This is a genomic window from Pseudoalteromonas sp. G4, from assembly GCF_028875915.1.
GTDB lineage: Bacteria > Pseudomonadota > Gammaproteobacteria > Enterobacterales > Alteromonadaceae > Pseudoalteromonas.
In genome coordinates, this window is record NZ_JAPEHW010000002.1 from 67,574 (window position 1) to 94,290 (window position 26,717).

At 40.0% G+C, this 26,717-nt stretch carries 27 protein-coding genes; 12 read left to right on the plus strand and 15 right to left on the minus strand.

What is annotated here, in order from left to right; translation table 11 throughout:
* The first annotated feature begins 10 nt into the window (after positions 1-10).
* Both ON073_RS01435 and ON073_RS01440 read left to right on the plus strand, forming a co-directional pair.
* The gene (locus tag ON073_RS01435; RefSeq protein ID WP_274760081.1) at positions 11-1,393 is read left to right on the plus strand and encodes an amidohydrolase; all 1,383 of its coding nucleotides are present in this window, start codon (positions 11-13) and stop codon (positions 1,391-1,393) included.
* An 11-nt stretch (positions 1,394-1,404) separates the two neighbouring features.
* Positions 1,405-2,646, plus strand: coding sequence for an amidohydrolase family protein (locus ON073_RS01440; RefSeq protein WP_274760082.1), 1,242 nt, complete (start codon positions 1,405-1,407; stop codon positions 2,644-2,646).
* A gap of 36 nt (positions 2,647-2,682) precedes the next feature.
* On the opposite strand, the gene ON073_RS01445 is transcribed toward ON073_RS01440, so the two are convergent.
* Together ON073_RS01445 and ON073_RS01450 are read right to left on the minus strand one after the other, a co-directional pair.
* On the minus strand, positions 2,683-3,123 hold the full coding sequence (locus ON073_RS01445) for a DUF3010 family protein (RefSeq protein WP_274760083.1): 441 nt from the start codon (positions 3,121-3,123) through the stop codon (positions 2,683-2,685).
* A gap of 99 nt (positions 3,124-3,222) precedes the next feature.
* Positions 3,223-4,164, minus strand: a complete 942-nt coding sequence (locus ON073_RS01450) for an endonuclease/exonuclease/phosphatase family protein (protein ID WP_274760084.1) — start codon at positions 4,162-4,164, stop codon at positions 3,223-3,225.
* Positions 4,165-4,338: 174 nt separating this feature from the next.
* Between ON073_RS01450 and thrS the strand changes: the two genes are divergently transcribed.
* The 4 genes from thrS to rplT all read left to right on the plus strand — a co-directional run bounded on the left by thrS (position 4,339) and on the right by rplT (position 7,615).
* A complete protein-coding gene (gene thrS, locus ON073_RS01455; RefSeq protein WP_274760085.1) occupies positions 4,339-6,249 on the plus strand; it encodes a threonine--tRNA ligase in 1,911 nt (636 codons plus the stop codon).
* Between the two features lie 62 nt (positions 6,250-6,311).
* Positions 6,312-6,869 (plus strand): translation initiation factor IF-3, encoded by a 558-nt coding sequence (gene infC, locus ON073_RS01460; protein ID WP_081991049.1) that lies wholly within the window; start codon positions 6,312-6,314, stop codon positions 6,867-6,869.
* Between the two features lie 170 nt (positions 6,870-7,039).
* Entirely contained in the window at positions 7,040-7,240 is a 201-nt protein-coding gene (gene rpmI / locus ON073_RS01465) for a 50S ribosomal protein L35 (protein WP_010560234.1), read from the plus strand.
* Positions 7,241-7,255: 15 nt separating this feature from the next.
* The gene (rplT, locus tag ON073_RS01470) at positions 7,256-7,615 is read left to right on the plus strand and encodes a 50S ribosomal protein L20 (protein WP_010387194.1); all 360 of its coding nucleotides are present in this window, start codon (positions 7,256-7,258) and stop codon (positions 7,613-7,615) included.
* A gap of 252 nt (positions 7,616-7,867) precedes the next feature.
* Here rplT and ON073_RS01475 read toward each other — a convergent pair whose 3' ends face one another.
* Positions 7,868-8,695, minus strand: coding sequence for an SDR family oxidoreductase (locus tag ON073_RS01475; RefSeq protein ID WP_274760086.1), 828 nt, complete (start codon positions 8,693-8,695; stop codon positions 7,868-7,870).
* Positions 8,696-8,801: 106 nt separating this feature from the next.
* On the opposite strand from ON073_RS01475, the gene ON073_RS01480 reads away from it, so the two are divergent.
* The 6 genes from ON073_RS01480 to ON073_RS01505 all read left to right on the plus strand — a co-directional run bounded on the left by ON073_RS01480 (position 8,802) and on the right by ON073_RS01505 (position 15,526).
* Positions 8,802-10,559 (plus strand): M14 family metallopeptidase, encoded by a 1,758-nt coding sequence (locus tag ON073_RS01480; RefSeq protein WP_274760087.1) that lies wholly within the window; start codon positions 8,802-8,804, stop codon positions 10,557-10,559.
* 3 nt (positions 10,560-10,562) lie between these two features.
* Positions 10,563-11,207: an MBL fold metallo-hydrolase gene (locus tag ON073_RS01485; RefSeq protein WP_274760177.1), complete on the plus strand. Its 645-nt coding sequence runs from the start codon at positions 10,563-10,565 to the stop codon at positions 11,205-11,207.
* Positions 11,208-11,284: 77 nt separating this feature from the next.
* Positions 11,285-11,743 carry an Lrp/AsnC family transcriptional regulator gene (locus ON073_RS01490; protein ID WP_274760088.1) on the plus strand — a complete coding sequence of 153 codons (459 nt, stop codon included), beginning with the start codon at positions 11,285-11,287 and terminating at the stop codon, positions 11,741-11,743.
* A gap of 172 nt (positions 11,744-11,915) precedes the next feature.
* Positions 11,916-13,472, plus strand: a complete 1,557-nt coding sequence (locus ON073_RS01495; RefSeq protein ID WP_274760089.1) for a SulP family inorganic anion transporter — start codon at positions 11,916-11,918, stop codon at positions 13,470-13,472.
* Between the two features lie 162 nt (positions 13,473-13,634).
* Positions 13,635-14,699 (plus strand): sensor histidine kinase, encoded by a 1,065-nt coding sequence (locus ON073_RS01500; RefSeq protein ID WP_274760090.1) that lies wholly within the window; start codon positions 13,635-13,637, stop codon positions 14,697-14,699.
* A 2-nt stretch (positions 14,700-14,701) separates the two neighbouring features.
* On the plus strand, positions 14,702-15,526 hold the full coding sequence (locus tag ON073_RS01505) for a LytR/AlgR family response regulator transcription factor (protein WP_274760091.1): 825 nt from the start codon (positions 14,702-14,704) through the stop codon (positions 15,524-15,526).
* 31 nt (positions 15,527-15,557) lie between these two features.
* Here ON073_RS01505 and ON073_RS01510 read toward each other — a convergent pair whose 3' ends face one another.
* The 12 genes from ON073_RS01510 to ccoN all read right to left on the minus strand — a co-directional run bounded on the left by ON073_RS01510 (position 15,558) and on the right by ccoN (position 26,511).
* Positions 15,558-16,550 carry a 6-phosphofructokinase gene (locus ON073_RS01510; protein WP_274760092.1) on the minus strand — a complete coding sequence of 331 codons (993 nt, stop codon included), beginning with the start codon at positions 16,548-16,550 and terminating at the stop codon, positions 15,558-15,560.
* A gap of 140 nt (positions 16,551-16,690) precedes the next feature.
* Positions 16,691-17,593, minus strand: coding sequence for a tRNA 2-thiocytidine(32) synthetase TtcA (gene ttcA / locus ON073_RS01515; protein WP_274760093.1), 903 nt, complete (start codon positions 17,591-17,593; stop codon positions 16,691-16,693).
* 58 nt (positions 17,594-17,651) lie between these two features.
* Positions 17,652-18,581, minus strand: a complete 930-nt coding sequence (gene uspE, locus ON073_RS01520) for a universal stress protein UspE (RefSeq protein WP_274760094.1) — start codon at positions 18,579-18,581, stop codon at positions 17,652-17,654.
* An 80-nt stretch (positions 18,582-18,661) separates the two neighbouring features.
* Positions 18,662-19,393: an FNR family transcription factor gene (locus tag ON073_RS01525; RefSeq protein WP_274760095.1), complete on the minus strand. Its 732-nt coding sequence runs from the start codon at positions 19,391-19,393 to the stop codon at positions 18,662-18,664.
* A 47-nt stretch (positions 19,394-19,440) separates the two neighbouring features.
* A complete protein-coding gene (locus ON073_RS01530; RefSeq protein ID WP_274760096.1) occupies positions 19,441-20,103 on the minus strand; it encodes a sulfite exporter TauE/SafE family protein in 663 nt (220 codons plus the stop codon).
* Positions 20,093-20,263, minus strand: coding sequence for a cbb3-type cytochrome oxidase assembly protein CcoS (gene ccoS / locus ON073_RS01535; RefSeq protein WP_274760097.1), 171 nt, complete (start codon positions 20,261-20,263; stop codon positions 20,093-20,095). The genes ON073_RS01530 and ccoS overlap by 11 nt, the downstream gene beginning before the upstream one ends.
* Positions 20,264-20,276: 13 nt before the next feature.
* Positions 20,277-22,649, minus strand: a complete 2,373-nt coding sequence (locus ON073_RS01540; RefSeq protein WP_274760098.1) for a heavy metal translocating P-type ATPase — start codon at positions 22,647-22,649, stop codon at positions 20,277-20,279.
* Between the two features lie 3 nt (positions 22,650-22,652).
* Positions 22,653-23,144 (minus strand): FixH family protein, encoded by a 492-nt coding sequence (locus ON073_RS01545; RefSeq protein WP_274760099.1) that lies wholly within the window; start codon positions 23,142-23,144, stop codon positions 22,653-22,655.
* 160 nt (positions 23,145-23,304) lie between these two features.
* Complete coding sequence (gene ccoP, locus ON073_RS01550) at positions 23,305-24,258, minus strand: cytochrome-c oxidase, cbb3-type subunit III (RefSeq protein WP_274760100.1); 954 nt, start codon at positions 24,256-24,258, stop codon at positions 23,305-23,307.
* The gene (locus ON073_RS01555) at positions 24,255-24,443 is read right to left on the minus strand and encodes a cbb3-type cytochrome oxidase subunit 3 (protein WP_038641407.1); all 189 of its coding nucleotides are present in this window, start codon (positions 24,441-24,443) and stop codon (positions 24,255-24,257) included. Before ON073_RS01555 ends, ccoP begins: the two co-directional genes overlap by 4 nt.
* 6 nt (positions 24,444-24,449) lie before the next feature.
* Entirely contained in the window at positions 24,450-25,100 is a 651-nt protein-coding gene (ccoO, locus tag ON073_RS01560) for a cytochrome-c oxidase, cbb3-type subunit II (RefSeq protein WP_038641409.1), read from the minus strand.
* 10 nt (positions 25,101-25,110) lie between these two features.
* Positions 25,111-26,511, minus strand: a complete 1,401-nt coding sequence (ccoN, locus tag ON073_RS01565; protein ID WP_274760101.1) for a cytochrome-c oxidase, cbb3-type subunit I — start codon at positions 26,509-26,511, stop codon at positions 25,111-25,113.
* Positions 26,512-26,717 lie beyond the last annotated feature (206 nt).

Consider the following 26,717-nt stretch of genomic DNA (forward strand, 5'->3'; position numbering starts at 1 on the left):
AATAACAATAATGCAAAGATTTATCCCTTCTGCGTTAGTTGTTGCGATGTCACTTGGTTTGGCTGCTTGTAACAAACAAGCACCGCAAGGTGAGCATGTATCAATTAACAAAAACCCATACCCGAGTACTTATCAACCGTATGAAAGTGCTGAGCTACTAATTAAAAATGCCACAGTATTAACTGGTACTGGTGAGCGCTTAGATAATGCAGATGTATTAATCTTAAATGGTAAAATTTCACAAGTTGGTGAAAATTTATCGCATGCAAGTGCACGTGTTATTGACGCAAATGGTAAGTGGGTAACTCCAGGTATCATTGATGTTCACTCTCATTTGGGTGCTTATCCTAACCCATCGGTTGAATCGCACCAAGATGGTAACGAAATGACCAGCCCTAACACGGCTTACGTTTGGGTTGAACATTCAGTTTGGCCACAGGACCCAGGTTTTAATACTGCACGTGCTGGTGGTATTACGTCGCTACAAATTTTACCTGGCTCTGCAAACTTATTTGGTGGTCGTGGTGTAACACTTAAAAATGTACCAGCGCATACCATGCAAGCAATGAAATTCCCTGATGCACCGTACGGCTTAAAAATGGCTTGTGGTGAAAACCCGAAACGCGTTTATGGCTCTCGTAAAATTTCGCCATCAACACGTATGGGTAATATGGCGGGCTATCGCAGCGCATGGGCTGAAGCGACTGAATACAAGCGCGCTTGGGAAAAGTATGATGCTGATCACCAATTAGGTTTAGCTGTTGATGCGCCTGAACGTGATATTAAGCTTGATACCTTACGCGGTGTGCTTGACGGTGACATTATGATCCATAACCACTGTTATAAAGCAGAAGAAATGGCAATGATGATTGACCTATCAAAAGAGTTTGGTTATCACGCGGGTACTTTCCACCACGGTATTGAAGCATACAAAATTGCAGATTTACTAGCTGATAACGGCAGCTGTGCAGCACTTTGGCCAGATTGGTGGGGCTTTAAAATGGAAGCCTACGACATGGTTCAAGAAAATATTGCGATTGTTGATGCAGTTAAAAATTCATGTGCCATTGTTCACTCAGATTCTGACACAACTATTCAGCGCCTAAACCAAGAAGCTGCAAAAGTAATGTACCGCGCTAATGAAAACGGTTTTGATATCAAAGAAGAGCATGCGATTCGTTGGATCACGCAAAATGCGGCTAAATCGTTAGGTGTTGATGACAAAGTAGGTAGCTTAGAAACGGGTAAACAAGCTGACGTTGTTATTTGGAACCAAAGTCCTTTCAGCGTATACGCTAAAGCTGAGCAAGTATTTATCGACGGTGCAAAAGTATATGATCGTTCTGATGAAAAATACCAAGCGAAAAGTGACTTTATGTTAGGCCAGCAATAAGGATGATAACAATGAAACTATTTAAAAAGACCTTACTTGCTGCAGCGGTTTTAAGTTCTGCAGGTGCAATGGCGAAAACAACCGCAATTATTAATGCTGATATTCATACTGCAACAGAGCAGGGTGTACTTAAAAATTACAGCTTACTAATTGAAGATGGCAAAATTGCAGCAATTAGTAACCTTAAACTTGATGCAGATGAGATTATTGATGCTCAGGGTAAAATTGTTACACCTGGCTTTATAGGTAGCATGAACCAACTTGGTTTAGTGGAAGTTGGTGCAGTTGCATCATCACGCGATGGTAACGAGAAAAAAGGCGGTATTACATTTGATCCGTCACTGGCGTTTAACCCTAAATCAACATTAATTGCTTATGCACGTAAAGGCGGTATTACCCGTGATGTTATCGCACCAAGTTGGGGTGAAAGTCCATTTGTAGGTTTAAGCTCTACGGTAAATTTAAGCGGTGAGTTTGGCACGAGCGTTGTTGATAGCCAAAATGCCATTATCGTAAATTTAGGTGGTACTAAAGACGGTTCTCGTGCAGCGTCACTTGCTAAGTTCATTGATAAGCTTGAAGGTCAGCAAACGAAACTTGAGAAAAAGTCTGATAAAAAAGACGATAAAGCTGAGCCTTCAAAAGAAGAAAAGCTATTAACCGCAGCACTTAAAGGTGAAAAGCCGATTGTTGTTCGTGTATCACGTGCCCAAGATATGCTTGAGCTTATTAAAGTGAAAGAGCGCTTTGGTATTGATTTAGTATTATCAGGTGCAGAAGATGCATTACCGATTAAAGCTGAACTTGCAGCAGCTAAGGTACCTGTTATTTTAAGTGCAATGGCAAACCTACCTGGAAGCTTTGATTCTCTAAATGCGTCACTCACAACAGCGGGTGAATTAGAAAAAGCAGGCGTTCAAGTTGCGCTAACTATTGCAGGTGACAGCAGCCATAATGTATACCAATTACGTTATGATGCAGGTAATGCTGTTGCTTATGGCATGAGCCGAGAAGGTGCGCTTAAAGCAATTACAAGTAATGTTGCAGACATTTTCAATATTGAAGATGCAGGTAGTATTGCTGTTGGTAAAGCTGCTGATTTAGCAATTTGGTCAGCTGATCCATTTGAAATCAGTACGACGCTTGAAAAAGTGATGATTAACGGTGTTGCAGTTTCGACAGAATCTCGTCACGATAAACTTCGTGACCGTTACATGGCTGAAAGCAATATGCCTCGAGCTTACACTAAGTAAACTCAAGTATAAAAAAGGCGCTTAAAGCGCCTTTTTTTATACTTTGTTGTAAGTGCGATGTGTCAGTTCGATATACGCAGTTACAAAAGCCGTTTCTTGAAACTTTTTAAGACCTGTATCCTCAAAATCAATTGGGAGCGGGTTTTTCTTTAATTGCTCTTTCATTTCAGTTGGGTTGAGTAATACAACACGCATACCGTCGATAAGTTGCAATGCAGCTTCTAATTTGAACCCTTGCGCACTGCCTGCAAATTTACCTTTTTGTTGACGCTCTTTAATTGCAATCGTATCTACTTGGTAATCTTGCATTAACTTAGCAAAGTCAAATTGAAACTTACGAATTGATTCAGCATCTTTACTATTTGGTAAAACAAAACGCGTTTGACGTACATCACGAATATCAAATACGTCGTTGTCTTTTGCTAATACACAAATTAAGGCTTCAGAGCCTTTAATTTCAACACCACATGTTCTCATTGGGGCATTCCTAACTAAAAATTTTGGCTAGTTTACCACAGGGTTAGCAAATAACATTAGCGCATAACAAGTAAATGCGTCAGCAAATAACATTAAATGTTAGCATAGGGTGATAGTGACCATTGCGTGATCCGTGGTGATATTAATTTCATCTTGGCTTATGTGACTATCCTGCACATTAAAATTAAGTTCTTGTAAATTCAGCTGACTTAAAATCGATTCAGGGCAAACAATATAATCAAGCACACTGCCATTACCAAAATAATAGTGCGTTGGTTTACGGATTAATAAAGAGCTGAGATAAAAACTATCGAGTAATTTAAGGTCAACATCTAGGTTATCTTTAAACTCAGTATGTTCGGTAAAGAAAGCTAAGTTAGATTGAATCGCTTGCTGATTAAAATCACCCATAATAAAGGTAGCTAAAGGATTAGTAACTTGCTGAGTGATAAAGTCAAAATAAAGCAACCGCCCAATATGTTGAATGCAATCTGTTGGCATAGTTTGGTAATTTGGATGTTCTTCGACAAAATCAGTGGCACGTTTTGACTTTAAATGTGTGCCATAGAGCCTAATATGACCATATACAGGGTGTTCCATTTCACAGTTTATGACTTCTCGCGATAACGGTGCCATTTTCATAAAAGTGGGTTGGTTTATTCTGCGGATATTTGTAAGCGGATATTTTGATGCAATGACCACTATTGGCCGTTTAAAGAGGTAAGGGTTATTTGCATCTAACACCGGTTCATCGCAGGTGGCAAAGTGAGAGAGACCCAGTGGCGTAATTAAGTCACGTAATTCATTGAGTGAAAAGACTTCTTGAAAACAAACAACATCAGCAGAAGTAGCGTTTAGTAACTCAAAAAGCCAAGATTGTTTTTGCTGCCACTGTGATTTTGTGTAGCTTGATTCAAAATCATAAAAGCAATAAGGCGGTGCACAATAATTACATAAATTAAGCGTGGCGATGGTCAGTGACATTAGGGTTACTTCTTCACAAGATTGACTTAAGTATGTGGCTTTTGGAAAATTAGTCAATCATTGCGCTTTCTCCTTGTATTTAATAATTTGCTAGTTAAAATAACTGCTTTACTTTCATGAGCCGAGTATTTAAGTAACCACACTTATTGTAAAAGTGTTTTAAATACTGGACTCACTTTATTAACTGCAAGTGATGCATTGTAGGCATCACCACTGTAGCAAGGATTAAACATGCCAATTATTACTCTTCCAGATGGCTCACAACGAGCATTTGAAAACCCTGTTTCTGTATTAGACGTAGCATCAGATATCGGTCCTGGCCTTGCCAAGGCAACGATTGCTGGTCGCATTAATGGCGAGCGTGTAGACGCATGCCAACTAATCACCGAAGATAGCCAACTGGAAATCATTACCGCAAAAGACGAAGATGGTTTAGAAATCATTCGTCACTCATGTGCTCACCTATTAGGTCATGCAATTAAGCAACTTTACCCAGATGTTAAAATGGCGATTGGTCCAACAATCGACAATGGTTTTTACTATGACATTGATATGGAGCACTCATTAACAGCGGAAGATCTAGAAAAACTAGAAAAGCGCATGTTAGAACTTGCGAAAACAAATTACGACGTTGTTAAAAAAGTTGTGTCATGGCAAGAAGCTCGCGATACGTTTGAAGCGCGTGGCGAAACGTATAAGATGGAAATCTTAGACGAAAATATCAGCCGTGATGACACACCTGGTCTATATCACCACGAAGAATACATTGATATGTGTCGTGGTCCGCACGTACCTAATATGAAGTTCTGTCACCATTTCAAAATCATGAAAGTAGCTGGTGCATACTGGCGTGGTGATTCAGAGAACAAAATGCTACAGCGTGTTTACGGCACAGCATGGGCAGATAAAAAGCAATTAAAAGCCTACTTAAAGCGTCTTGAAGAAGCTGAAAAGCGTGACCACCGTAAAATTGGTAAAGCGCTTGATTTATGGCACTGGCAAGAAGAAGCGCCAGGCATGGTGTTCTGGCATAACGATGGCTGGAGCATTTATCGCGAACTAGAAGATTTCGTTCGTGAAAAACTTCGCGAATATAAGTACGAAGAAGTAAAAGGCCCACTGATGATGGACCGTGTACTTTGGGAAAAATCAGGTCACTGGGATAAATATGGCGATGCAATGTTTACCACTGAATCTGAAAAGCGCGAATATGCAATTAAGCCAATGAACTGCCCAGGCCACGTTCAAATTTTTAACCAAGGTTTAAAATCATACCGTGATTTACCACTTCGTATGGCTGAATTTGGTTGTTGTCACCGTAACGAGCCTTCGGGTGCACTTCACGGCCTAATGCGTGTACGTGGCTTTACCCAAGATGATGCACACGTTTTCTGTACAGAAGAGCAGGTAATGGAAGAAGTGTCATCGTGTATCAAAATGGTATACGACACATACGAAACATTCGGCTTTGAAAAAATCGTGGTAAAACTATCGACCCGTCCTGAAAAACGCATTGGTGAAGACGAAATGTGGGACAAGTCAGAAAAAGCACTGGCTGATGCACTTGATGCAAATGGTATTGCGTTTGAATACCTACCAGGTGAAGGTGCATTCTACGGTCCGAAAATTGAATTCACACTATACGATTGTTTAGAGCGTGCATGGCAATGTGGTACGGTTCAGCTAGACTTCGCATTACCAGGTCGTTTAGGTGCAACTTACGTTGCCGAAAATAACGAACGTAAAACGCCGGTAATGATCCACCGTGCAATTTTAGGTTCAATCGAGCGTTTCATCGGTATTTTAACTGAAGAATATGCGGGATTATTCCCAACTTGGTTAGCACCAAAGCAGGTTGTGGTAATGAATATTACCGACAAACAGTCTGAATATGTGACAGAAGTTGTAGAAAAATTGAATAATCTTGGATTTAGAGCCTGTGCTGACTTGAGAAATGAGAAGATAGGCTTTAAAATTCGCGAGCATACTTTAAAACGTATTCCGTACTTACTAGTTGTTGGTGATAAAGAAGTAGAGCAACAAGAGCTAGCAGTTAGAACGCGTACTGGCGAAGACCTTGGCAAGTTATCAGTTGATGACTTTATTGCTAAGCTTGCTGAAGAAGTTAAAAATAGAAAATAAAATAGTGCAAGGTGTGTATAAATAATGTACATTACGCACCTTGTTTTTAATCTTGGTATTTCGTGGAGGAACGAACCATTAGAGGCGGAAAAAAGGGCCCAGCGGCTCAAAAAAATCGTATCAACGAAGAAATTACAGCAAAAGAAGTCCGTTTAGTTGGCTTTGAAGGTGAGCCTTTAGGCATTGTTAGCCTGCAAGAAGCATTTGATAAAGCAGATGCTGCCGGTGTTGATTTAGTTGAAATTAGCCCAAATGCAGAGCCACCTGTTTGTAAAGTGATGGATTTCGGTAAGTTCATCTTTGAAAAAAGCAAAGCACAAAAAGAACAAAAGAAAAAGCAGAAGCAGATCCAGATCAAGGAAATTAAATTCCGTCCAGGTACTGATATCGGCGATTATCAAGTTAAATTACGCAATTTAACTAAGTTCTTAGAAGCGGGCGATAAAGCAAAAGTTACTATTCGTTTCCGTGGTCGTGAAATGGCGCACCAAGAAATCGGTATTGATTTATTAAACCGCATTAAAGACGATTTACAAGACATCGCTCAAGTTGAGTCTTTCCCTAAGAAAGTGGAAGGTCGTCAAATGATTATGATGTTATCACCGATTGCTAAAAAGTAATGGTGCAAAGATAAACTAGGTATAAAGTGAGGCTTTTAGCCTCCACCTTGTTTAGCCGGTTAAAGTGAACTTTGTTCCACCGGTAATTGGTAGTAAGTTAGGCCTGCAAAGTGAATGTAAATTCCGCCTACTTGCTGAATATTAAAGCAATATCAATTGGAGTTATTGCAATGGGCTATAAATTAAAAAGCCACAGAGGTGCTGCAAAGCGCTTCAAAAAGACTGCTTCAGGCGGTTTCAAGCGTAAACAAGCGCACTTACGTCACATTCTGACTAAGAAATCTTCTAAGCGTAAGCTTCACTTACGTCCTAAGGCTATGGTTCATAAGAACGATATCGGCCTTATCAACCGTATGTTACCATTCGCTTAATAGGGGTTTTTAGTCATGGCAAGAGTTAAACGCGGTGTTATCGCACGTGCACGTCACAAGAAAGTTTTAAAGCAAGCTAAAGGTTACTACGGAGCACGTTCACGTGTTTATCGCGTAGCGTTCCAAGCAGTAACTAAAGCAGGTCAATACGCTTACCGCGACCGTCGCGCTAAGAAACGTACTTTCCGTCAATTATGGATTGCACGTATCAACGCGGCTGCACGTCAGAACGGTCTATCTTACAGCCGTTTCATTAACGGTCTTAAGAAGTCATCTGTTGAAATCGATCGTAAGATCCTTGCAGATATCGCTGTATACGACCAAGTAGCTTTCGCAGCACTAGTTGCTAAAGCAAAAGAAGGTCTAGCTGCTTAATCTTTGATTAAAACGCTTTACAGATTTAAAGGGAGCTTTTGCTCCCTTTTTTAATGCTTAGTTCTTGATGAGGAATTGTTTTTAACAATTCGTCCATGAAGCTGGGTTACATCGGTCATCCTTGACCTCACCTCATTGCACTGCAAGACTTCGGTTACTCCAGGCATCCTGCCTTACACCCTCTGGGCCAGTATTACTGTTCAATAATATTCCCGATATTATTGTGGTTACAATTCGCCTGAACCCTGAACCCTATCTCGATTTCGTTAAAATGCTGTCCATTAAGCGGGTTGATAAAATACGTTTTAAATAGCCAAAAAGATAGGTAGGGAAGGTCACATAGTAACGTGGCTTTGCACGTTTTGCTTCAATGGCATGCAGTAACTTTTTATAGACGGCTTCTGGACCAAGTGTAAATGGCTGTGCTTTACCTTTTACTTCAAGGCGCGCTTGTTGTTTTAAATAGTTTTCATAGTGGGCACTGTTTTCAGCGTCAATCTCAGCACTAAAAAATGCGGCTAACGCATTATCACGGAATTTTGATTCAATTGGCCCTGGCTCAATTAAACTGACCTGAATATTAGTTTTTGATAGTTCTTGGCGAAGTGTGTCGGTTAAGCCTTCTAGTGCAAATTTACTGGCGTTATAGGCACCGCGATAAGGCAAAGTGACTAAACCTAACACAGACGAGTTTTGAATAATGCGGCCTTGGCCACGCTCACGCATATGTTTTATGGCAAGGCAGGTTAAATGGTGCCAACCAAATAAATTTGTTTCAAATTGCGTTCTCAGCGCTTGTGTTGGTAAATCTTCCACGGCACCAGGCTGACCATAAGCACCGTTATTAAACAGCACATCAATATGACCTAGTATATCGAGAGCTTGGCGGTAACCACTTTCAATACTGGCTTCACTTGCAAGATCAAGCTGTACACTGTGAATGCCTTCTTGTTGTAGGCGCGAAACATCTTCTAATTTACGGCAACTGGCGACAACCTTATAGCCACGTTCAACGAGCGCTTTTGCACAGTAATAGCCAATGCCGCTTGAACTACCTGTTATTAGTACTGTTTTAGTCATAAGTTCTGATTTTAAAGAATAATTGGCCCTACCTTAACGCGTTCAATTGCAAATTCAAGTTAATTTGATTACCGTAAAGCCAAATTATTATAAAGAAATAACATGCATGTTTTTAAACGCTTTATTACTGACGGCGAGCCTTTCTGCAGTTGACCACTTACCGCCACTTACATCATGGCAAGGGCAAAGTGAACGCCTATTACAACCGACTAATCCACTGGCAACACAATTTGAACGTTCAGGTGGTATGGAATCCCCTAATTATCACGATACCATGGTGTATCTCGATAAACTGGTTGAGGCAAATAGTAAGCAGTTTAAAATCGAGTCGATTGGTACCAGTGACGCGGGTCGGCCAATAAAAATGCTTATCGCCAGTGAAACAGGTCAAATCGATAAGAATAAAGCGACTATTTTGCTACAAGCGGGTATTCACTCTGGTGAAATTGATGGCAAAGATGCCACCTTTATGTTGCTGCGTGATATTGCTCAAGGGCAGCGAAATGATATTTTAAAACGCGTAAATTTATTGTTTATTCCGATTTTAAATGTTGATGGCCACGAGAATGCCAGCCGTTTTAACCGCATTAATCAGCGTGGCCCTGAGGTCATGGGATTTCGTACTAATGGTCGCAATTTAAACTTAAACCGAGATTACACTAAGCTTGAAACGCTGGGTGTTCAAGCAGTTATGCGTGTGATTAATCAATATCAACCGGATATGTATGTTGATATGCATGTTACAGACGGCGCTGATTATCAATACGACATTACTTATGGCTCGACGCCTAAGTTTGCTTCAGACTCACCAAAAATTGCCGCGTTTATTGAAGATAAAATTAATCCTGTAATTGACGCTAAGTTGTCACGTTTTGGCCATACCCCGGGGCCATTAGTCTTTGTTATGAACAAACGAGAGTTAACTGAAGGTCTGGCAGGCTGGGTAGCAACACCTCGTTATTCAAATGGTTGGGGCGACCTTAATAATTTACCGACCATTTTGTTAGAGAACCATTCACTCAAACCATATAAACAGCGTGTACTTGGTACTTATGTGTTTTTAGACGGTGTTATTGATGCAGTATCAAGTAATCTAACCCAATTGCGCCGTGTTATTAAAATAGAAAAAGATTTTATGCCGCGTGAGCTTGTGGTTGCACGAACTTATAGCAAAACGCCTAAGCATATTGATTTCTTGGGAATTGAGTACGAGAAATTCTTCAGTGAGTTAAGTAATCAACAAGAAGTACGCTACACAGGTAAAGCCAAAACTTACGCTAAATTACCCATATTTTGGCGTGAGCAAGTGGTTGAAAAAGTGAAGGTGCCTACTGCGTATTATTTACCAAAGTCATGGAGCAACATAGCTGCAAAATTACAAAACCATGGCATAAAATTGGAACGTGCTTATGGTGTTGTTGATCACTTAAAACAAATTAAAGTGGTCGATCATCAATTTGCCAAAGCACCATTTGAAGGCCGATTACAAGTATCTGGTAAATTCGATTATCAAAACCTACCCAGTGTCGATTTAAGTCAATATTTTAAGATAAGCACAGCACAAATCAGTGGTAAACTTGCAGTGCACTTGTTACAGCCAGAAGCTGAAGACTCATTTTTTAGCTGGGGTTACTTTAATAGTATTTTCCAGCGTACTGAGTATTCAGAAAACTATGCGCTTTTGCCATTTGCTGAAAAAATGCTGGCAGAAAATGCTGTATTAAAAAGAGAGTTTGAAGATAAGCTGGCAGCAGATAAAGAGTTTAAAAATAGCCCGAAAAAACGTTTAGAATGGCTTTACAGTAAAACCCCATTCTATGATGGTGGTTATTTACATTACCCAGTATTAATTGATTATGAGTAAATGATGTTAGACGTATTTACAAATCCAGTGACACCGTTTGCACAAAATGCAAATCTACTTGTGTGCCAGACAACAAAGCAGGCAGTTATTGTTGATCCAGGTGGTGATATTGAAAAGTTAGTCGCAGCAGTAGACGCTGCAAATGCCGAAGTTAAAGCTATTTTGCTAACCCATGGTCATCTAGATCATGTTGGTGCGGCAAAGCAATTATCAGAAACATTCGATATCGATATTGTTGGACCACATCTTGGCGATAAGTTTTGGCTCGATGCATTACCAAGACAAAGTGAGATGTTTAATTTCCCGATGGCCGAGGTGTTTACACCAACGAAATGGTTGGAAGCGGGTGATAGCTTTACTTTTGGTGATGTAACACTTGAAGTGCGCTTTACCCCTGGCCACACGCCTGGCCATGTTATCTTTGTCGAACACACAACAAAACGTGTATTTGTCGGTGATGTACTATTTAAAGGCTCTGTTGGCCGTACTGACTTTCCTGGTGGAAACGCCGCACAATTAAAAAATTCGATTGAATCTGAAATATACAGTTTGCCAGATGACTATACGGTATTTCCAGGGCATGGACCTTGCACAACTGTCGGTTATGAAAAACAAACTAACCCATTTACTAGTGGTCGTTTTGGCTAAATATAAATAAATTGGCAGACGAGATCTGAATAATATAGTATTATTTAATCCTTAATGAGTTAATTTAAGAATAAGCTATGTCATTAAACCAAGTAGATCGTCAAATACTCGCATTAATTCAAAAAGACGCGAGCTTATCAACGGCAGAAATTGCTGACAAAGTAGGATTGTCGCAATCGCCATGTTGGCGCCGTATATCTCGTTTAGAGCAAGAAGGGTATATTAAAGGCAAAGTCGCCATTTTAGAGCCTAAAAAGCTAGGCTTTGATATGTTGGTATATGCACATGTCAGACTTTCAAGCCATGGGCGTACGCAATTAGCCGAGTTTGAAGAGCTTATCCAAAGTTATGATGAAGTGACAGAGTGTTACACTATGGCAGGTACTATGGACTTTATGCTTCGTATTATTTCAAAAGGCATTGAAGGTTATGAGCTGTTTGTACGTGATAAGTTATTAAGCTTGGATTATGTGCAGGAAGTTCATTCAAATGTGACTATGACGTGTGTAAAACGCTCAACATCGTTACCAATTTAATAACATATCGCGTTTTATCTTTTTAAAAGCCGCCATTTAGGCGGTTTTTTTGTGAATTTTATTAAATTGTTATAAACCGCTCATTCTGCTAAAATTCGCGCCCTCAAAATAGACTAAAATAAAGTCATAACAGCAAATTTTGCTCAATGTTGTGCGATTCAATGGGAGATCCATGTTTAACTTATTATCCAAAGCCCCCAAGTCGGCTAAAAACGATATTTTATCAGGTCTGACAGTTGCGTTAGCCCTTGTACCAGAGGCTGTTGCGTTTGCATTCGTTGCCCATGTTGAACCGCTTGTTGGTTTATATGCCGCATTTATTGTTGGCTTAATCACAGCTGTATTTGGTGGGCGCCCTGGCATGATCTCAGGTGCAACAGGTGCCTTAGCCGTTGTAATGGTGAGCTTGGTAGTGACCCATGGTGTTGAATACTTATTTGCAACGGTGCTCTTGATGGGTATTTTGCAAATCCTAGCTGGGGTAATGAAGCTTGGAAAGTTTATCCGCATGGTGCCACACCCGGTAATGCTTGGTTTTGTGAACGGGTTAGCAATTGTGATTTTCTTAGCTCAGCTTGGCCAATTTAAAGCGCCTGATGCAAATGGTGAGATGCAATGGATGACTGGTGAGCCAATGTATATTATGGCTGGTCTTGTTGCGCTAACTATGGCTATTATTCACTTTTTACCTAAATTAACATCGGCTATTCCTTCGTCACTTGCTGCGATTGTGGTGGTAACGGGTTTAGTGATTGGTTTAGATTTAGAAGCACGTACAGTAGTCGATTTCTTAAAAGATATGACAGGTGATGCAAATGCAACAATGGCTGGCGGTTTACCTGAATTCCATATTCCGAACGTACCAATGACACTTGAAACACTATGGATTATTTTCCCATACGCGTTAGTGCTTGCCGCGATTGGTTTAATTGAATCATTATTAACGCTGACACTTATTGATGAAATTACTGAAACTCGTGGTAATGGTAACCAAGAATGTATCGGCCAAGGTGCAGCAAATGTTACTTGTGGCTTTTTTGGTGCGATGGGTGGCTGTGCGATGATCGGCCAATCAATGATTAATATTAATTCTGGCGGTCGCTCGCGATTATCAGGCATTACTGCAGCGTTAATGTTATTAATGTTTATTCTGTTTGCTGCAAGCTTAATTGAAATGATCCCGCTTGCGGCGCTTGTTGGTGTAATGTTTATGGTAGTACTTGGTACATTTGAATGGTCAAGCTTCCGTATTATGAACAAAGTACCTAAAACAGATGCATTTGTAATTGTGTTGGTATCGGGTGTTACGGTTATTTCTGACTTGGCGGTAGCGGTGTGTGTTGGTGTGATTGTATCTGCATTAGTGTTTGCTTGGGAGCATGCGAAACATATCTACACAACTTCTTATATTGATGAAAATGGCTCGAAAGTATATGAACTTCATGGTCCTGTATTCTTTGGTTCAGTTAAGAACTTCTTAGAATTATTTGATGTGAAAAATGATCCACAAGATGTGATTGTTGAGTTCAAACACAGCCGCGTTGCTGATCACAGTGCAATTGAAGCAATCGACAGCTTAGCTGAGCGCTATTCTAAGCAAGGTAAAAAGTTACATTTACGTCATGTTTCTAAAGATTGTCAAAAGCTATTAAGTCGCGCTAATGATTTAGTGGAAGTAAATGTAATTGAAGATCCAACATATAAAGTTGCATCTGATAAATTAGGTTAATAATTAACCTTTAAGATAAAAAGCTGGCAACTGCCAGCTTTTTTTATGGAAAATTGCAACTGTCATGCGATGAGTTGCACGTAAAGCAGGATGGCTATCAGTGCCTTTCTTGAGGCACATTCTTATAATAAGCGTTACTAAAGATATATGAATGTAAGAATTTTGAACTGGCAAAGACTAGTAGAAGATAGACAAAAGTTTTTTTGGGTATTACAAATCGCCGGATGGGTAGGTTATGCCTTAGTAAACTATATTGGTTCACGTGTTTTCGAAATGCGTGACATCTATGTATTTGTTATCGTGCTAAATGCCTATGCTGGTTGCTTACTCACCATTCCACTTCGATATTTGTATCGTAAAATTTGGAATGCAAAACCGCTATTACTAATCTTCATTGTATTTGTTGCATCCTATGTGATTGGTACGACTTGGTCTGTTATTCAAAAGTTTAATCTATGGGAAATATACCGCCACGGTTATCGCCCAGATGAGTGGTTTTACTATTTTAAACAAGGCTTAGATTCAGTTTACATTGTGCTGTGTTGGAGTGGTTTGTACTTTGGTATTAAATATTATCAATTGCTACAAGGTGAAAAACAAAACGCACTTAAAGCGAATACCATGGCACATGAAGCGCAACTTAAAATGTTACGCTATCAGTTGAACCCACATTTCTTATTTAACACACTTAACGCGATTTCGACTTTGATACTGGTTGAAGAAAATAAAAATGCCAATCAAATGGTATCAAAACTCAGTGAATTCTTGCGTTACACACTCAATACCGACCCAATTAAGCGGGTGCCATTTGAGCAAGAGTTACATGTATTAGGCTTGTATCTTGATATCGAAAAGGTCCGATTTGAAGACCGCTTAAGCATTGAAATTGATGTGACAGACGAGGCGAAACATGCCTTAGTACCCAGCATGATTTTACAGCCACTTATTGAAAACTCGATTAAATATGCCATCGCAAATTTAGCTAGCGGTGGATTGATCTCGATTAAAGGGCAAGTATTTGCCAACGAATTACTATTAGAAGTATCCGATAACGGTCCAGGCACTGATATAAAGAATGGTGCGTTAGTAAAAAGTTCTGGAGTTGGTCTAGCAAATACGCAAGATCGCTTAAAGACGCTTTACGAACATAACTATTCATTTGTATTATCTAGCAACCAGCCGCAAGGTCTTGTTGTTAATATTCGTATACCGTTTGAAAAAGGATAACCATGAACACAATAAAAACACTTATTGTTGATGACGAACCTCTTGCACGAAAAGGGTTATCAATAAGGTTAAGAGATTTCCCACAAATTGAAGTAGTGGGCCTTTGTAAAAACGGTGAAGAAGCGTTGGCTGAATGTAAAAGCCAACAAGTAGATTTAATGTTCTTAGACATTCAAATGCCGGGGTTGTCGGGTTTAGAAGTAGTAAAACAACTTTCTGAGTCGGCGTTAGGGATCCCCGCCATTGTGTTTGTTACTGCATTTGACCAATACGCTGTAAAAGCGTTTGAAATTCATGCATTAGACTACCTTCTGAAACCAGTAGATGACGACAGATTGAAGAAGGCGGTAGAAAAAGTGCAAACATATTTAAAATCACAAGAAGATACAAGCCATAAACGTAAACTTGCCAGCTTTGTTGCGGGTATTACGGGTAACAACTGTGAAGAAATTCTTAAAAAGCTTGCTGCTGGTGATAAATTAGAAGAAACCCGTTTCCCAGAATCAATTGCTGTAAAAGAGCAGGGCGAAATTGTACGTGTGCAAGTAAGCAGTATTCAATGGGTTGATGCTGCAGGCGATTATATGTGTTTACACTGTGCCGATGGCAAAACACACATTCTACGCAAAACAATGAAAGAGCTTGAAGCAGAACTTGATCCGAAAGAGTTTGTACGTGTGCACAGAAGTGCTATTGTAAACAGCAAACAAATCAATAAATTAGTAACACAAGTAAGTGGCGAATATTTACTTGTGCTAGAAAATGGTCAAGAGCTGAAAGTTAGCCGCAGTTATCGCGATAAAGTGAAGGCGGCACTGGCCAGTTGATTTAAAAAAGCGCGATTTACGCGCTTTTTTATTATCCCAAATTGAAGTTAAGCTTATTTAAACGCCTAATAATGGCTTGGTTATAAGTATTACTGTAACTGGTAGCACTTAGTGCAATCTCATTGAGTGAGTTATTTAGCATTCCCACCATTATGTCGGTTTTATTCTCTTTTACCGCATCGACAGCAGCAACTCCCAGTTGTGTTGCAAGTACACGATCTGATGCAACAGGGCTGCCACCACGCTGAATATACCCCAAAATTGCGGCTTTGCTATCAACGCCTGTATAGCGTTCAATTTTTTTACTTAATTCGTGAGCGCTAAAACTTAACGAATTCTCTGCCATAACAATAATATAGCTATCTGTACGGTGATTTTTAATGGCTTTGTTGATATTAACGAGTAAGTGATCAATAAATTGCACTTCATCTTCTATTATTTCTTTACACACAATATGTTCAGCCCCTGAGCCGATTGCGGATTCAACAGCAAGAAAACCGCAATTTCGTCCCATCACTTCAACGATAAAAATACGCTCAAAGGCATTTGCCGTATCACGAATTTTATCTATGCTGTCGAGCGCGGTTTCAACTGCAGTCCAAAATCCAATGGTTTGATCGGTACCATTGATATCGTTATCAATAGTACCCGGAATACCAATAATGTTGCCTTGCCATATGGCACTAATCGCTTGGCATCCTTTAAAGCTACCATCACCGCCAATTACAATTAATGCATCAATATTATTGACGTTAAGTGTATCTACAACTTGATTTGGGCCGCTTGGATTTAACATTTCTTTGCAGCGGGCTGACTTTAAAATGGTGCCACCTTTACGGATAATATCGTCAACACGATGGCAATTTAAATCGATAAAATGGTTGTCAATAAGGCCGTTATAACCACCGATAAAACCGAGTACTTGGTAGTGATGCTTTTCTGCTTGCAGGGTGACGGCTCGGATCGCGGCATTCATGCCTGGTGCATCGCCGCCAGAGGTGATGAGTGCAATTTTTTTATTCATATGAAGATACTAAGTGGCTGCGCATAATGCTCAATACTAGTAAAAAATCTACTCAAATTAAATAGTTGATAACTTTATTTCAAGCAATAAAAAAAGGAAGCCTACGCTTCCTTTTTTAAACAGATAACAACGAAAACAATTTAAAGTTGAATAATGTTGACGTCTTGCTCTTCTATTTCAAGGCCAACTGGTACTGCTGGTACTTCTGGCTTATCAAGGGCAATATCACCTTCAGTTATTTGCGAATCTTTGTTCAGCTCAGCAAAGTTGAAAATAGAAGGATCAGCCAAGTGTGACGGCACCACGTTTTGCATTGCAGTAAAAATAGTTTCTACGCGACCTGGTTGCGTTTTATCCCACTCATTAAGCATTGCTTTAATGTGTTTGCGTTGTAAGTTCTCTTGTGAGCCACATAAATTGCAAGGAATGATTGGGAACTCTTTGGCTTCTGCATATTTTACAATGTCTTTTTCTTTACAATAGGCAAGTGGGCGGATAACCATATGTTGGCCATCATCACTTAATAACTTAGCAGGCATGCCTTTTAATTTACCACCGTAAAACATGTTTAAAAACATGGTTTCAATCATATCGTCACGGTGATGGCCTAGTGCGATTTTAGTTGCGCCCATCTCTTTCGCTGTACGGTATAAAATACCACGGCGTAAACGTGAGCACAGGGAACAAGTCGTTTTACCTTCAGGAATAATATCTTTAACAATACTGTAGGTATCTTCTTCTACAATTTTGTATTCAATGCCCAATGAATCAAGATATTCAGGCAGAATATGCTCTGGGAAACCAGGCTGTTTTTGATCTAGGTTAATCGCAAAAAGCTCAAAGTTAACAGGCGCTGAGCGTTGTAGGTTTTGCAAAATATCAAGCAGTGTGTAGCTATCTTTACCGCCTGATAAGCACACCATTATACGGTCGCCTTCTTCAATCATATTGAAGTCTGCAATCGCTTGGCCGGTAAAACGACGAAGTCGTTTCTGTAACTTATTAAGGTTATATTTCGCTTTAGCTTCTGCTGAATGCGACATACAAATACGCCCCTAAAACAAATAAAGGGGCGTATTATAGGTGAAAATATTAGCGAGGTTAAGACTTATCTAATGGACTTTTATAACCTTGTGGTTTAAGTGCCAATACATCACAGTTTAAGCTATCAATCACGTGCTCAGCAGTGTTGCCGATAAGCGCAGCGCTAATACCAGTACGTCCAACAGTACCCATTACAACGAGCTCTGCATCTAACTGATTTGCTACTTGCGGCAATACATCTTCAGGAAGACCTTCGTTAATATAACAGTGACTGCCATCCACATGGTACTGCTCCGCAAGTTTATGCGTTGCTGCAATATGGTGTGCCTTTACGGATTCACTGTATTGACCAGCATCAAATTCTGGGATTTCAATTGCAATATTTACAGGAGTTCCCGGGTAGGCATTAACAACATTAAGGTTGCCATCAATTAAATCTGCAAGATAAGCCGCTTCTTTTAAAATGGTGTGATTAAGTGCTTGATGTGTTTCTTCTTCACTTGAAGCGTTGACTGCTGCTAAGATTTGGCCGCCTGCAGGCCAGTCATGCTCTTTTACAAGCAATAGTGAAACAGGGCATTTACGGATCAAATGCCAATCAGTGGGTGTAAAAATAACGGACTTTAAAGTGTCATGTTGATGGGTACCTTTTACAACAATATCGTATTCTTGCTCTAGCACGGTTTCAATTATCGATTCAAAAGGGCGGTTATGCCAAACCACCTGACAATCAACGTTTAAGTCGCCAGCCTGTTGTTCAATAAGTGAATTTATCCATTCTTTTCTATCATTTATCACAGCATCACGCATTGCATCACGTTCTTCGCGACTCAGCATGGTGGTCATTTCATAAGAAAAATCGTAAATAGATAAGAAAGCAGTAATTTGTGCGCCGGACTTCCTGGCCAACTCAAATGATCGGTTTAACGCAATTTGTTTTTCTTTACTTGGGTCAATTACCGCAAGTATTTTTTTGATGGTATTCATAAAAACCTCCCAAAGTATAAATCCAGTGTAATGGATCTAAACTAATTTGAAAGGTTTCTAATAGAATATTTTGTTTTAGATCAAGACTTAATAGAAGCGACTTTGAATAATTCGTCAGCATTAAGAATGGTAATAAACTTACCTTCAACCTTAATGATTTCCGCTTTTTGGAAGCGACTTAATAAACGGCTGATGGTTTCAACAGTTAAACCAAGATAATTACCTATCTCACCACGAGTCATTGTTAAGCGGAATTCTTTTTTACTAAAGCCGCGTTCACCAAAACGTGTAGAGAGATTTGCTAAAAATGCAGCTAAACGTTCTTCAGCGCTCTTTTTGTTAAGCATCAATAACATTTCTTGGTCGTAATTGATTTCATTACTCATCATACGCATGACCTGATGGCGTAATTTAGGTAATTTGCCAGATAAGTCATCAAGGGTGGTAAATGGAATTTCACATACCATGGCAGTTTCCATTGCCTGCGCATAGCTTCTGTGGCTCATGGTGCTAATACCATCAAAGCCAACAATATCACCGGCTAAATGGAAACCTGTGATTTGTTCTTCACCGCTTTCAGTTAATGTGTAAGATTTGAATGAACCTGAACGCACAGCGTAAATTGAGCGAAGCGGTTGACCTGCTTCAAACAAGAAATCACCTTTGTGTAGCGGTTTTTTACGCTCGATGATGTCATCTAATTTACCCATTTCTTCACTGTTTAACGAAACAGGGATACACAGTTGACTTATACTACAATCCTGACACTTAATAGCGCAGTTTTTTGACACCGATTTTTTGCTCAATTCCATGACACACCTAGAGAAAACGTAATACCAGAATAATGTATAATAAAACCTTATAATAACGCAATTATCAAAAGGTATAAACCGTAGAAAATGAAGATGTTACCAAACATCATTCGAACGAAATTATGGTTAAGTATTTGTTTAAATTTATCTGCTGCAAAAGCAAGTCCAACCATCGCCGGTAAAGTACCGAGTGCAAACAACAACATAAAGGTTGCACCATAAATAGCCGATTGTGTTGATATGGAGAATAATAGGGCTGAATAGACTAAACCACAGGGTAACCAGCCCCAAAGTATACCGTACGCAAGCGCTTTCCCATTGGTATTAACCGGTAATAAACGCTTATTAAATTTAACTAGATGTTGCCATATCGCATATTTTCCAACTTTTTCTATCCAGTTAAGAGAAAATGTTAAGCGCATAATGTAAAGACCAACCAAGATCATAAACACGCCGCTTAATATTGATAAAACAAATGAAAATGTGGTTGAGCGAGATGCAAACTGTTGACTAATGCCAGCTGCAAGCGCACCTGCAACGCAATAACTTAAAATGCGACCAAGATTGTAGAGTAGGGTGTAGCGTTTAACTAACGCTTTATCTTTTACTGCAAGCGTAAGAGATGACGCAACACCACCGCACATTGCTAAACAGTGCCCACTGCCTAGCAATCCCATAATAAGTGCGGATATCAACTGACTAGTTGTCATTACTTTTTTTGTGTTGTTCTTTATCGTCTTCGAACAAAATGCTGTGGGCTTGTTTGTCGAGATTATTAAATTGGTCACTGCGCACAGCCCAAAAGAAAATGCCGATTGCTACAATAACCAATAATATTGCAATTGGTATTAATACATAAATGATGCTCACAACTAAGTGCCCCTTACTTAAGTAATCGTAATGAGTTACCAATTACGATAAGTGAACTTGCGGACATACCAATTACTGCAACCCAAGGTGGAACTAATCCCATCGCAGCTAATGGTAGAATAGAGCCATTGTAACACAGCGAAATTGTCAAATTTTGCTTAATTACGCGGCGTGTTAGTTTAGCTGTTTCAAAAAGCCGGCTGATGCCATTGATCTCACTGTTGAGTAGAACAACGTCTGCCGTATTTTTGGAAATATCTGCACCAGATGCCATTGCGATGGAGAGGTGCGCACTATTAAATACAGGACTATCGTTAACGCCATCGCCTACCATTGCAACAATTTTGCCTTTGCTTGCAAGTTGCTCGACAACGTTTTGTTTATCTGATGGGCTACAGCCAGTTTGGATATTGTTTATACCCAAACTATGAACCAACTCTTTTCCAGCAGTCGATGGATCGCCCGTTAATACCTGTAATGCTAGATCACTTTGTTTAAGCTCGTTTAATGTCGACTTAGCATGATCGCGGATTTTGTCTTGTAGTTTGAAGCCAGCAATTACTTGGTTATTGATGTATAAGAAGACGTCAAAACCCTCTTCATCAAACTGACAAAACCAATTAGCCTTACCAATTGCAACGGCTTGTTTGTTATAAATGGCAGAAATGCCTTTACCTGTTTCAATAACCACATCACTTAACTCAACTGGTGCCACATTGAGATCCATAAAAGCCTTGCTGATTGGGTGCTCTGAATAATTTTCAAGCGTCTTTGCAATTGCATAGACTTCATCGAGAGAATAATCAGCATTAAACAATTTTGTATTTAGTAATGTGAATTTGCCTTCGGTTAAGGTACCAGTTTTATCAAAAGCAATATCTGTGACTTTGGTCAGGGTTTCTAATACATGCGCTTGTTTTATTAACACCCCTTGTTGGGTTAATTTTGCCACTGCGCAGGTGAGCGCTGTGGGAATTGCCAAACTGAGTGCGCAAGGGCAGGTAGCGACCAATACGGCGATAGTCACCCAAAATGCATGTTCGGGCTCAATGTGATACCACGAAAAAGCGGTAATTGATGCAAAGATAAGTAAACATGCAACAAACCACTGTGCGACTTTGTCGGTAATTTCAGCAATTTTAGGGCGAGAAGTAAGCGCTTGATGTTGTAAACGAACAATTTGATTAATTAGTGTGTCTTGCCCAATTTGATTAACACAAATAGTAATTACACCATCGTGATTTACCGTGCCAGCGTAAACTTGATCACCTTTAGATTTGCCCACTGCTGCGTGCTCACCGGTCATCATTGCCTCGTCTACAGAGGTTTTACCGTCAATTAAAATACCATCAGCTGGAATGGTTTCACCGGCTTTGATCATCACCTTGTCATTTAATTGAAGGCGTTTTGCCGCAATGATTTCTTCTTCATTGTTGTTTATCAAGCGAGCGGTAAGCGGCAACAATTTTTGTAAATTGGCAGTAAATTCAGATGCTTTCAAACGGGCGCGGAATTCAAGGTATTTACCCAACAATAATAAGAAGGTAAACATACAGATGGATTCAAAATACACTTCACCTGTTTCAAAGATAGTTGCCCAACTGCTTGCGGCATAGGCACCAAAAATGGCAAGTGATACGGGTAAATCCATATTAAGCTGTTTGGCTTTTAAACCACGCACTGCCGAGGTTAAAAACGGTAGCGCTGAATAAAGAATTACAGGCGTGGCTAAAATAAAGCTGATCCAGCGGAAATACTGTTCAAAGTCCTCATCCATGCCAGAAAACATGCCAAAATACATAGCAAAAGCGAACATCATCACCTGCATTGTCATCAGGCCAGCGACACCTAAGCGTCTGACATAAGATTTAGCGGTTTGCTTTTTTTGTTGTTCTTCGTGATCTTGTTGGAAAGGGTAAGCACGATAGCCAATCCGTGCTAAGGATTCTATAATGGTACTCAGTTTTAGTTTTGACTGATCCCATTTAATCATAGCGCGATAAGTAGATGTATTAACATCAACGCGCACCACATGGCCTAAATTGAGTAACTGTTTTTCAATAAGCCATGCACAAGCTGCACAACTTATTCCTTCAACACTTAATAGAATTTCAGCAATATCGCCTTGCTTAACTAAAAACTCTGATTGAATATCTTCGTCATCATAACTTTGGAACATTTTAATTTGTTCCGGTACTAGCTCTTGAACTTTGCCAGCACTCTCTGTGCGGTACTTATAGTAATCCGACATGCCTTGTTCAATAATGGCTTCAGCGACTGCTTGACAACCCAAACAGCACATCGGCTTAGCTTCATTTTCAAATTCAATGCTTAGCGAGATACCGCTTGGAATAGGCTCCAAGCAGTGAAAACAGTTTTTGGCCATGGCTTACTTATATTCTGGTTTAATTTTAAACGCGTTTTCGTAAGGTAAGGTGATGTTTTCTTTAAGTTTCCATTCACCGTTAATTGGTTCGATAAATACAGTATAGCGGCCATCCTCAAGTAGCTCTGTTACACCAGAATAATCACCATTAGCATTTGGTGTTAGCGTTACTTCAACATCTTTATCTTTAAGCGTTGTGTGATAAAAAGATGTTTTAAGGGCTGGGGGATTAAGGGAATCACCCTTAGTGAAGCTCACTTTAACAACCCCATCATTAATGAATAAATCAGCATGTAGGTAAAGCGACTTTGAACGGTCAAATTTAGACAATTCTAGGTTAATGGCTTTTCCTTTTTTGTAATAGTCATCAACGACCATTGAAGGGCCTTTGTCAGACATATAAACGAGTAAAGTGATACAGGCGACGATGGTACCGGCAGGAATGAAAATAATAAACCAAGGCCAAAATTGTTTATACCAAGGGGTTGTAGACATAGCGACTTATCATTAAAAACAAAAGTTGCGTTATTCTACTTGAAGTGCTGAAAAAAAGGTAAAAAAAAGCTCCCAAATTGGGAGCTTTTTTGATCTAGATTCGTACTCTTAAGGGCAATTTAAAAATAGTTTAAAAAACCCATTAAGTATAACTAATCAATTACTTATCTTGAGATAAGCTGTAAACGTATGCAGTAAGAATGTGCACTTTATCTTCGCCAAGAATGTCTTTCCAAGCAGGCATTACACCGGCACGGCCATTGCGAAGCGTTTCTTCTACAGCACGTTGTGAACCACCGTATAACCAGATGTTATCTGTTAGGTTAGGTGCACCAAATGCGTAGTTACCTTTACCATCCATACCGTGACACGCTGCACACATTGCAAACTTAGCTTGGCCAGCTGCTGCGTCTTTTTGGTTAACTGTACGACCTGAAAGGCTAAGTACGTAAGCAGTCATTTCTTGAATGCCTTGATCACCTAGCGCATCTTGCCATGCTGGCATAGCTGCAATACGACCGTGTAGTAGTGACGCTTTAATTGCATCAGGCGTACCGCCGTATAACCAGTCATTGTCAGTCAGATTAGGGAAGCCTTGGCCACCACGTGCATCTGAACCGTGACACTGAGCACAGTTTTGCGAGAATAAACGCTGACCGATTTCTAACGCTTCTTCATTAGTAGCAAGGTCTTTAATATCTTGCTGTGCGAATTGTTGGAAAACAGGACCAAAACGCTCATCCGCATTACGGATTTCTTGGTCAAGTTGAACACGTTTACCTGCAGCTTCGTTATCAATTACAGCTTGTTTTGATTCTGCAATTGATTTGATGCCTTGGTTTGAACTTGTCCACTTAGAAATACCTTCAAAGTTACCCATACCAGGATAAAGAATCAGGTATACCACACCCCATGCGAAAGTAGCGAAGAACATAATTGTCCACCACTTAGGAAGTGGGTTGTTAATTTCTTCGATGCCATCAAACTCATGGCCACATGTTTCATTTTCTTCAACGCCTACGTAGTTCTTTAAGTTCCAAACTAGTAGTCCGAAGCAGATTGCTAAGCATGCTATGGTTAATACAATAACCCAAATGCTCCAAAACGTAGTCATTTCTCAGACTCCTTTTTTTCCTTTTCGCCAACTGTATTGTTATGTACGTTTTCGTCTTCGAAAATCGCGTTTGCTGCTTCATCAAAGTTCTTTTTAGAACGTTTGCTGTAAGCCCACAGTACAATGGCAATAAAAAGTACTAATAATACCAGAGTAAATATGCCTCTGAATGTGCCGTAATCCATAGTGGTTTACTTTAAGTGAGTACCAAGCTGTTGAAGGTACGCAATTAGCGCTTCCATTTCAGTTTTGCCTTTAATGGAATCAACATCAGCTTGTAGTTCTGCATCACTGCCGTAACCACGACCTGGATACGCTTCTTGGTTAATGCCGAAGTTATCACGGAACACTTGTAGTTTTTTAAGTGTATGCGTGGTGTCAACTTCGTTTTTCGCTAACCAAGGGTAACCTGGCATGTTTGACTCTGGAACTACGTCACGTGGGTTTACCAAGTGCGCATAGTGCCAATCATCTGAGTAACGACCACCTACACGAGCTAGATCTGGACCAGTACGCTTAGAACCCCACTGGAATGGGTGATCCCAAACACTTTCACCAGCAACAGAGTAGTGACCGTAACGCTCAACTTCGTCACGGAAAGGGCGAATCATTTGTGAGTGACAGTTGTAACAACCTTCACGCACATAAATGTCACGACCTTCCATTTCTAACGCAGTTAGTGGGCGTAGACCATCTACAGGCTCAGTAGTGTCTTTTTGGAACATTAGTGGTGTAATTTCCACAAGTGCACCAAAGCTGATTGCGAAAACAGTCAGGATAGCCATAAGGCCAACGTTCTTTTCAACAATCTCGTGTTTATTTTGTGAATTATTCTGACTCATACATTACTCCTTACGCAGGCTGAGCTTCAGCTTGTAATGCACCTTTTTCAGCTGCAACAGTTTTAACAACGTTGTATAACATGATGAACATACCAACAACGATGAATACACAAGACGCTTCTAGTGACTGAACAAAGCTGTACATTAATGTACCGTCAGAGTTAACTGCACGCCACATTAGACCTTGCATAACACCAGAGATCCACATTGCTACGATGTACAGAACAACACCCACTGTGTGTAACCAGAAATGTGTGTTAATTAATTTAGTGCTGTACATACGAGCCTGACCAAATAGGTTAGGGATTAAGTGGTAAACCGCACCGATTGATACCATCGCTACCCAGCCTAACGCACCAGAGTGAACGTGACCTACAGTCCAGTCAGTGTAGTGAGATAATGCGTTTACAGATTTAATCGCCATCATTGGACCTTCGAACGTTGACATACCGTAGAACGATAGTGAAACAACTAAGAAACGAAGGATTGGGTCGTGACGAAGCTTATGCCATGCGCCAGAAAGTGTCATGATACCGTTGATCATACCACCCCAAGATGGAACAAATAGAATTACTGACATTACCATACCTAAAGACTGAGTCCAGTCAGGAAGTGCTGTGTAATGTAAGTGGTGAGGACCTGCCCAAATATAAAGAGAAACAAGTGCCCAGAAGTGAACTACTGATAAACGGTAAGAGTAAACTGGACGACCAGCTTGCTTAGGAACGAAGTAATACATCATACCTAAGAAACCTGCAGTAAGAAGGAAACCTACCGCGTTGTGGCCATACCACCACTGAACCATTGCATCTACTGCACCCGCGTAGATTGAGTATGATTTAGTTAATGAAACTGGAATTGCCATGCTGTTAACAATGTGAAGAACAGCAACAGTGATAATGAAACCACCATAGAACCAGTTAGCAACATAAATATGCGACACTTTACGCTTGATCAAAGTACCAAAGAACACAACCGCATAAGCAACCCAAACAACTGTAATAAGAATGTCGATTGGCCACTCTAGCTCTGCGTATTCTTTACCACTGGTAAAACCAAGAGGCAGTGTAATTGCTGCTAGAAGAATAATAAGCTGCCAGCCCCAGAAGGTGAAAGATGCAAGCTTATCTGAGAATAAACGCGTTTGACATGTACGCTGAACAACGTAATAAGACGTTGCAAATAGTGCACTTGTACCAAATGCGAAAATAACTGCGTTCGTATGTAACGGACGTAGACGAGAGTAAGTTAACCATGGAATGTCGAAGTTTAACGCAGGCCATACTAGCTGAGCTGCGATGAAAACCCCTGCACCCATGCCAACAATGCCCCAAATCACCGTCATGATGGCGAATTGGCGTACAACTTTATAGTTGTATTCTGTTTGTGATGCTACTGTTGTTTGGCTCATTTTCCGGTTTCCGCTGCAATAAATTGCATTAAGAAATGAATTTCCCAATTCTAATTAAAGAAATGGGGCCTCTAAAAATTTACCAAATTCGTTACCTTACTTACTCGAACTTTTGCCATCAAATGATGTCAGAGTTTGAGTTAGCAAGAAAACCAACCCGGTAAAACCCTTTTTTTGCATGAGAAATGATAAAATTTTTGCTTTTA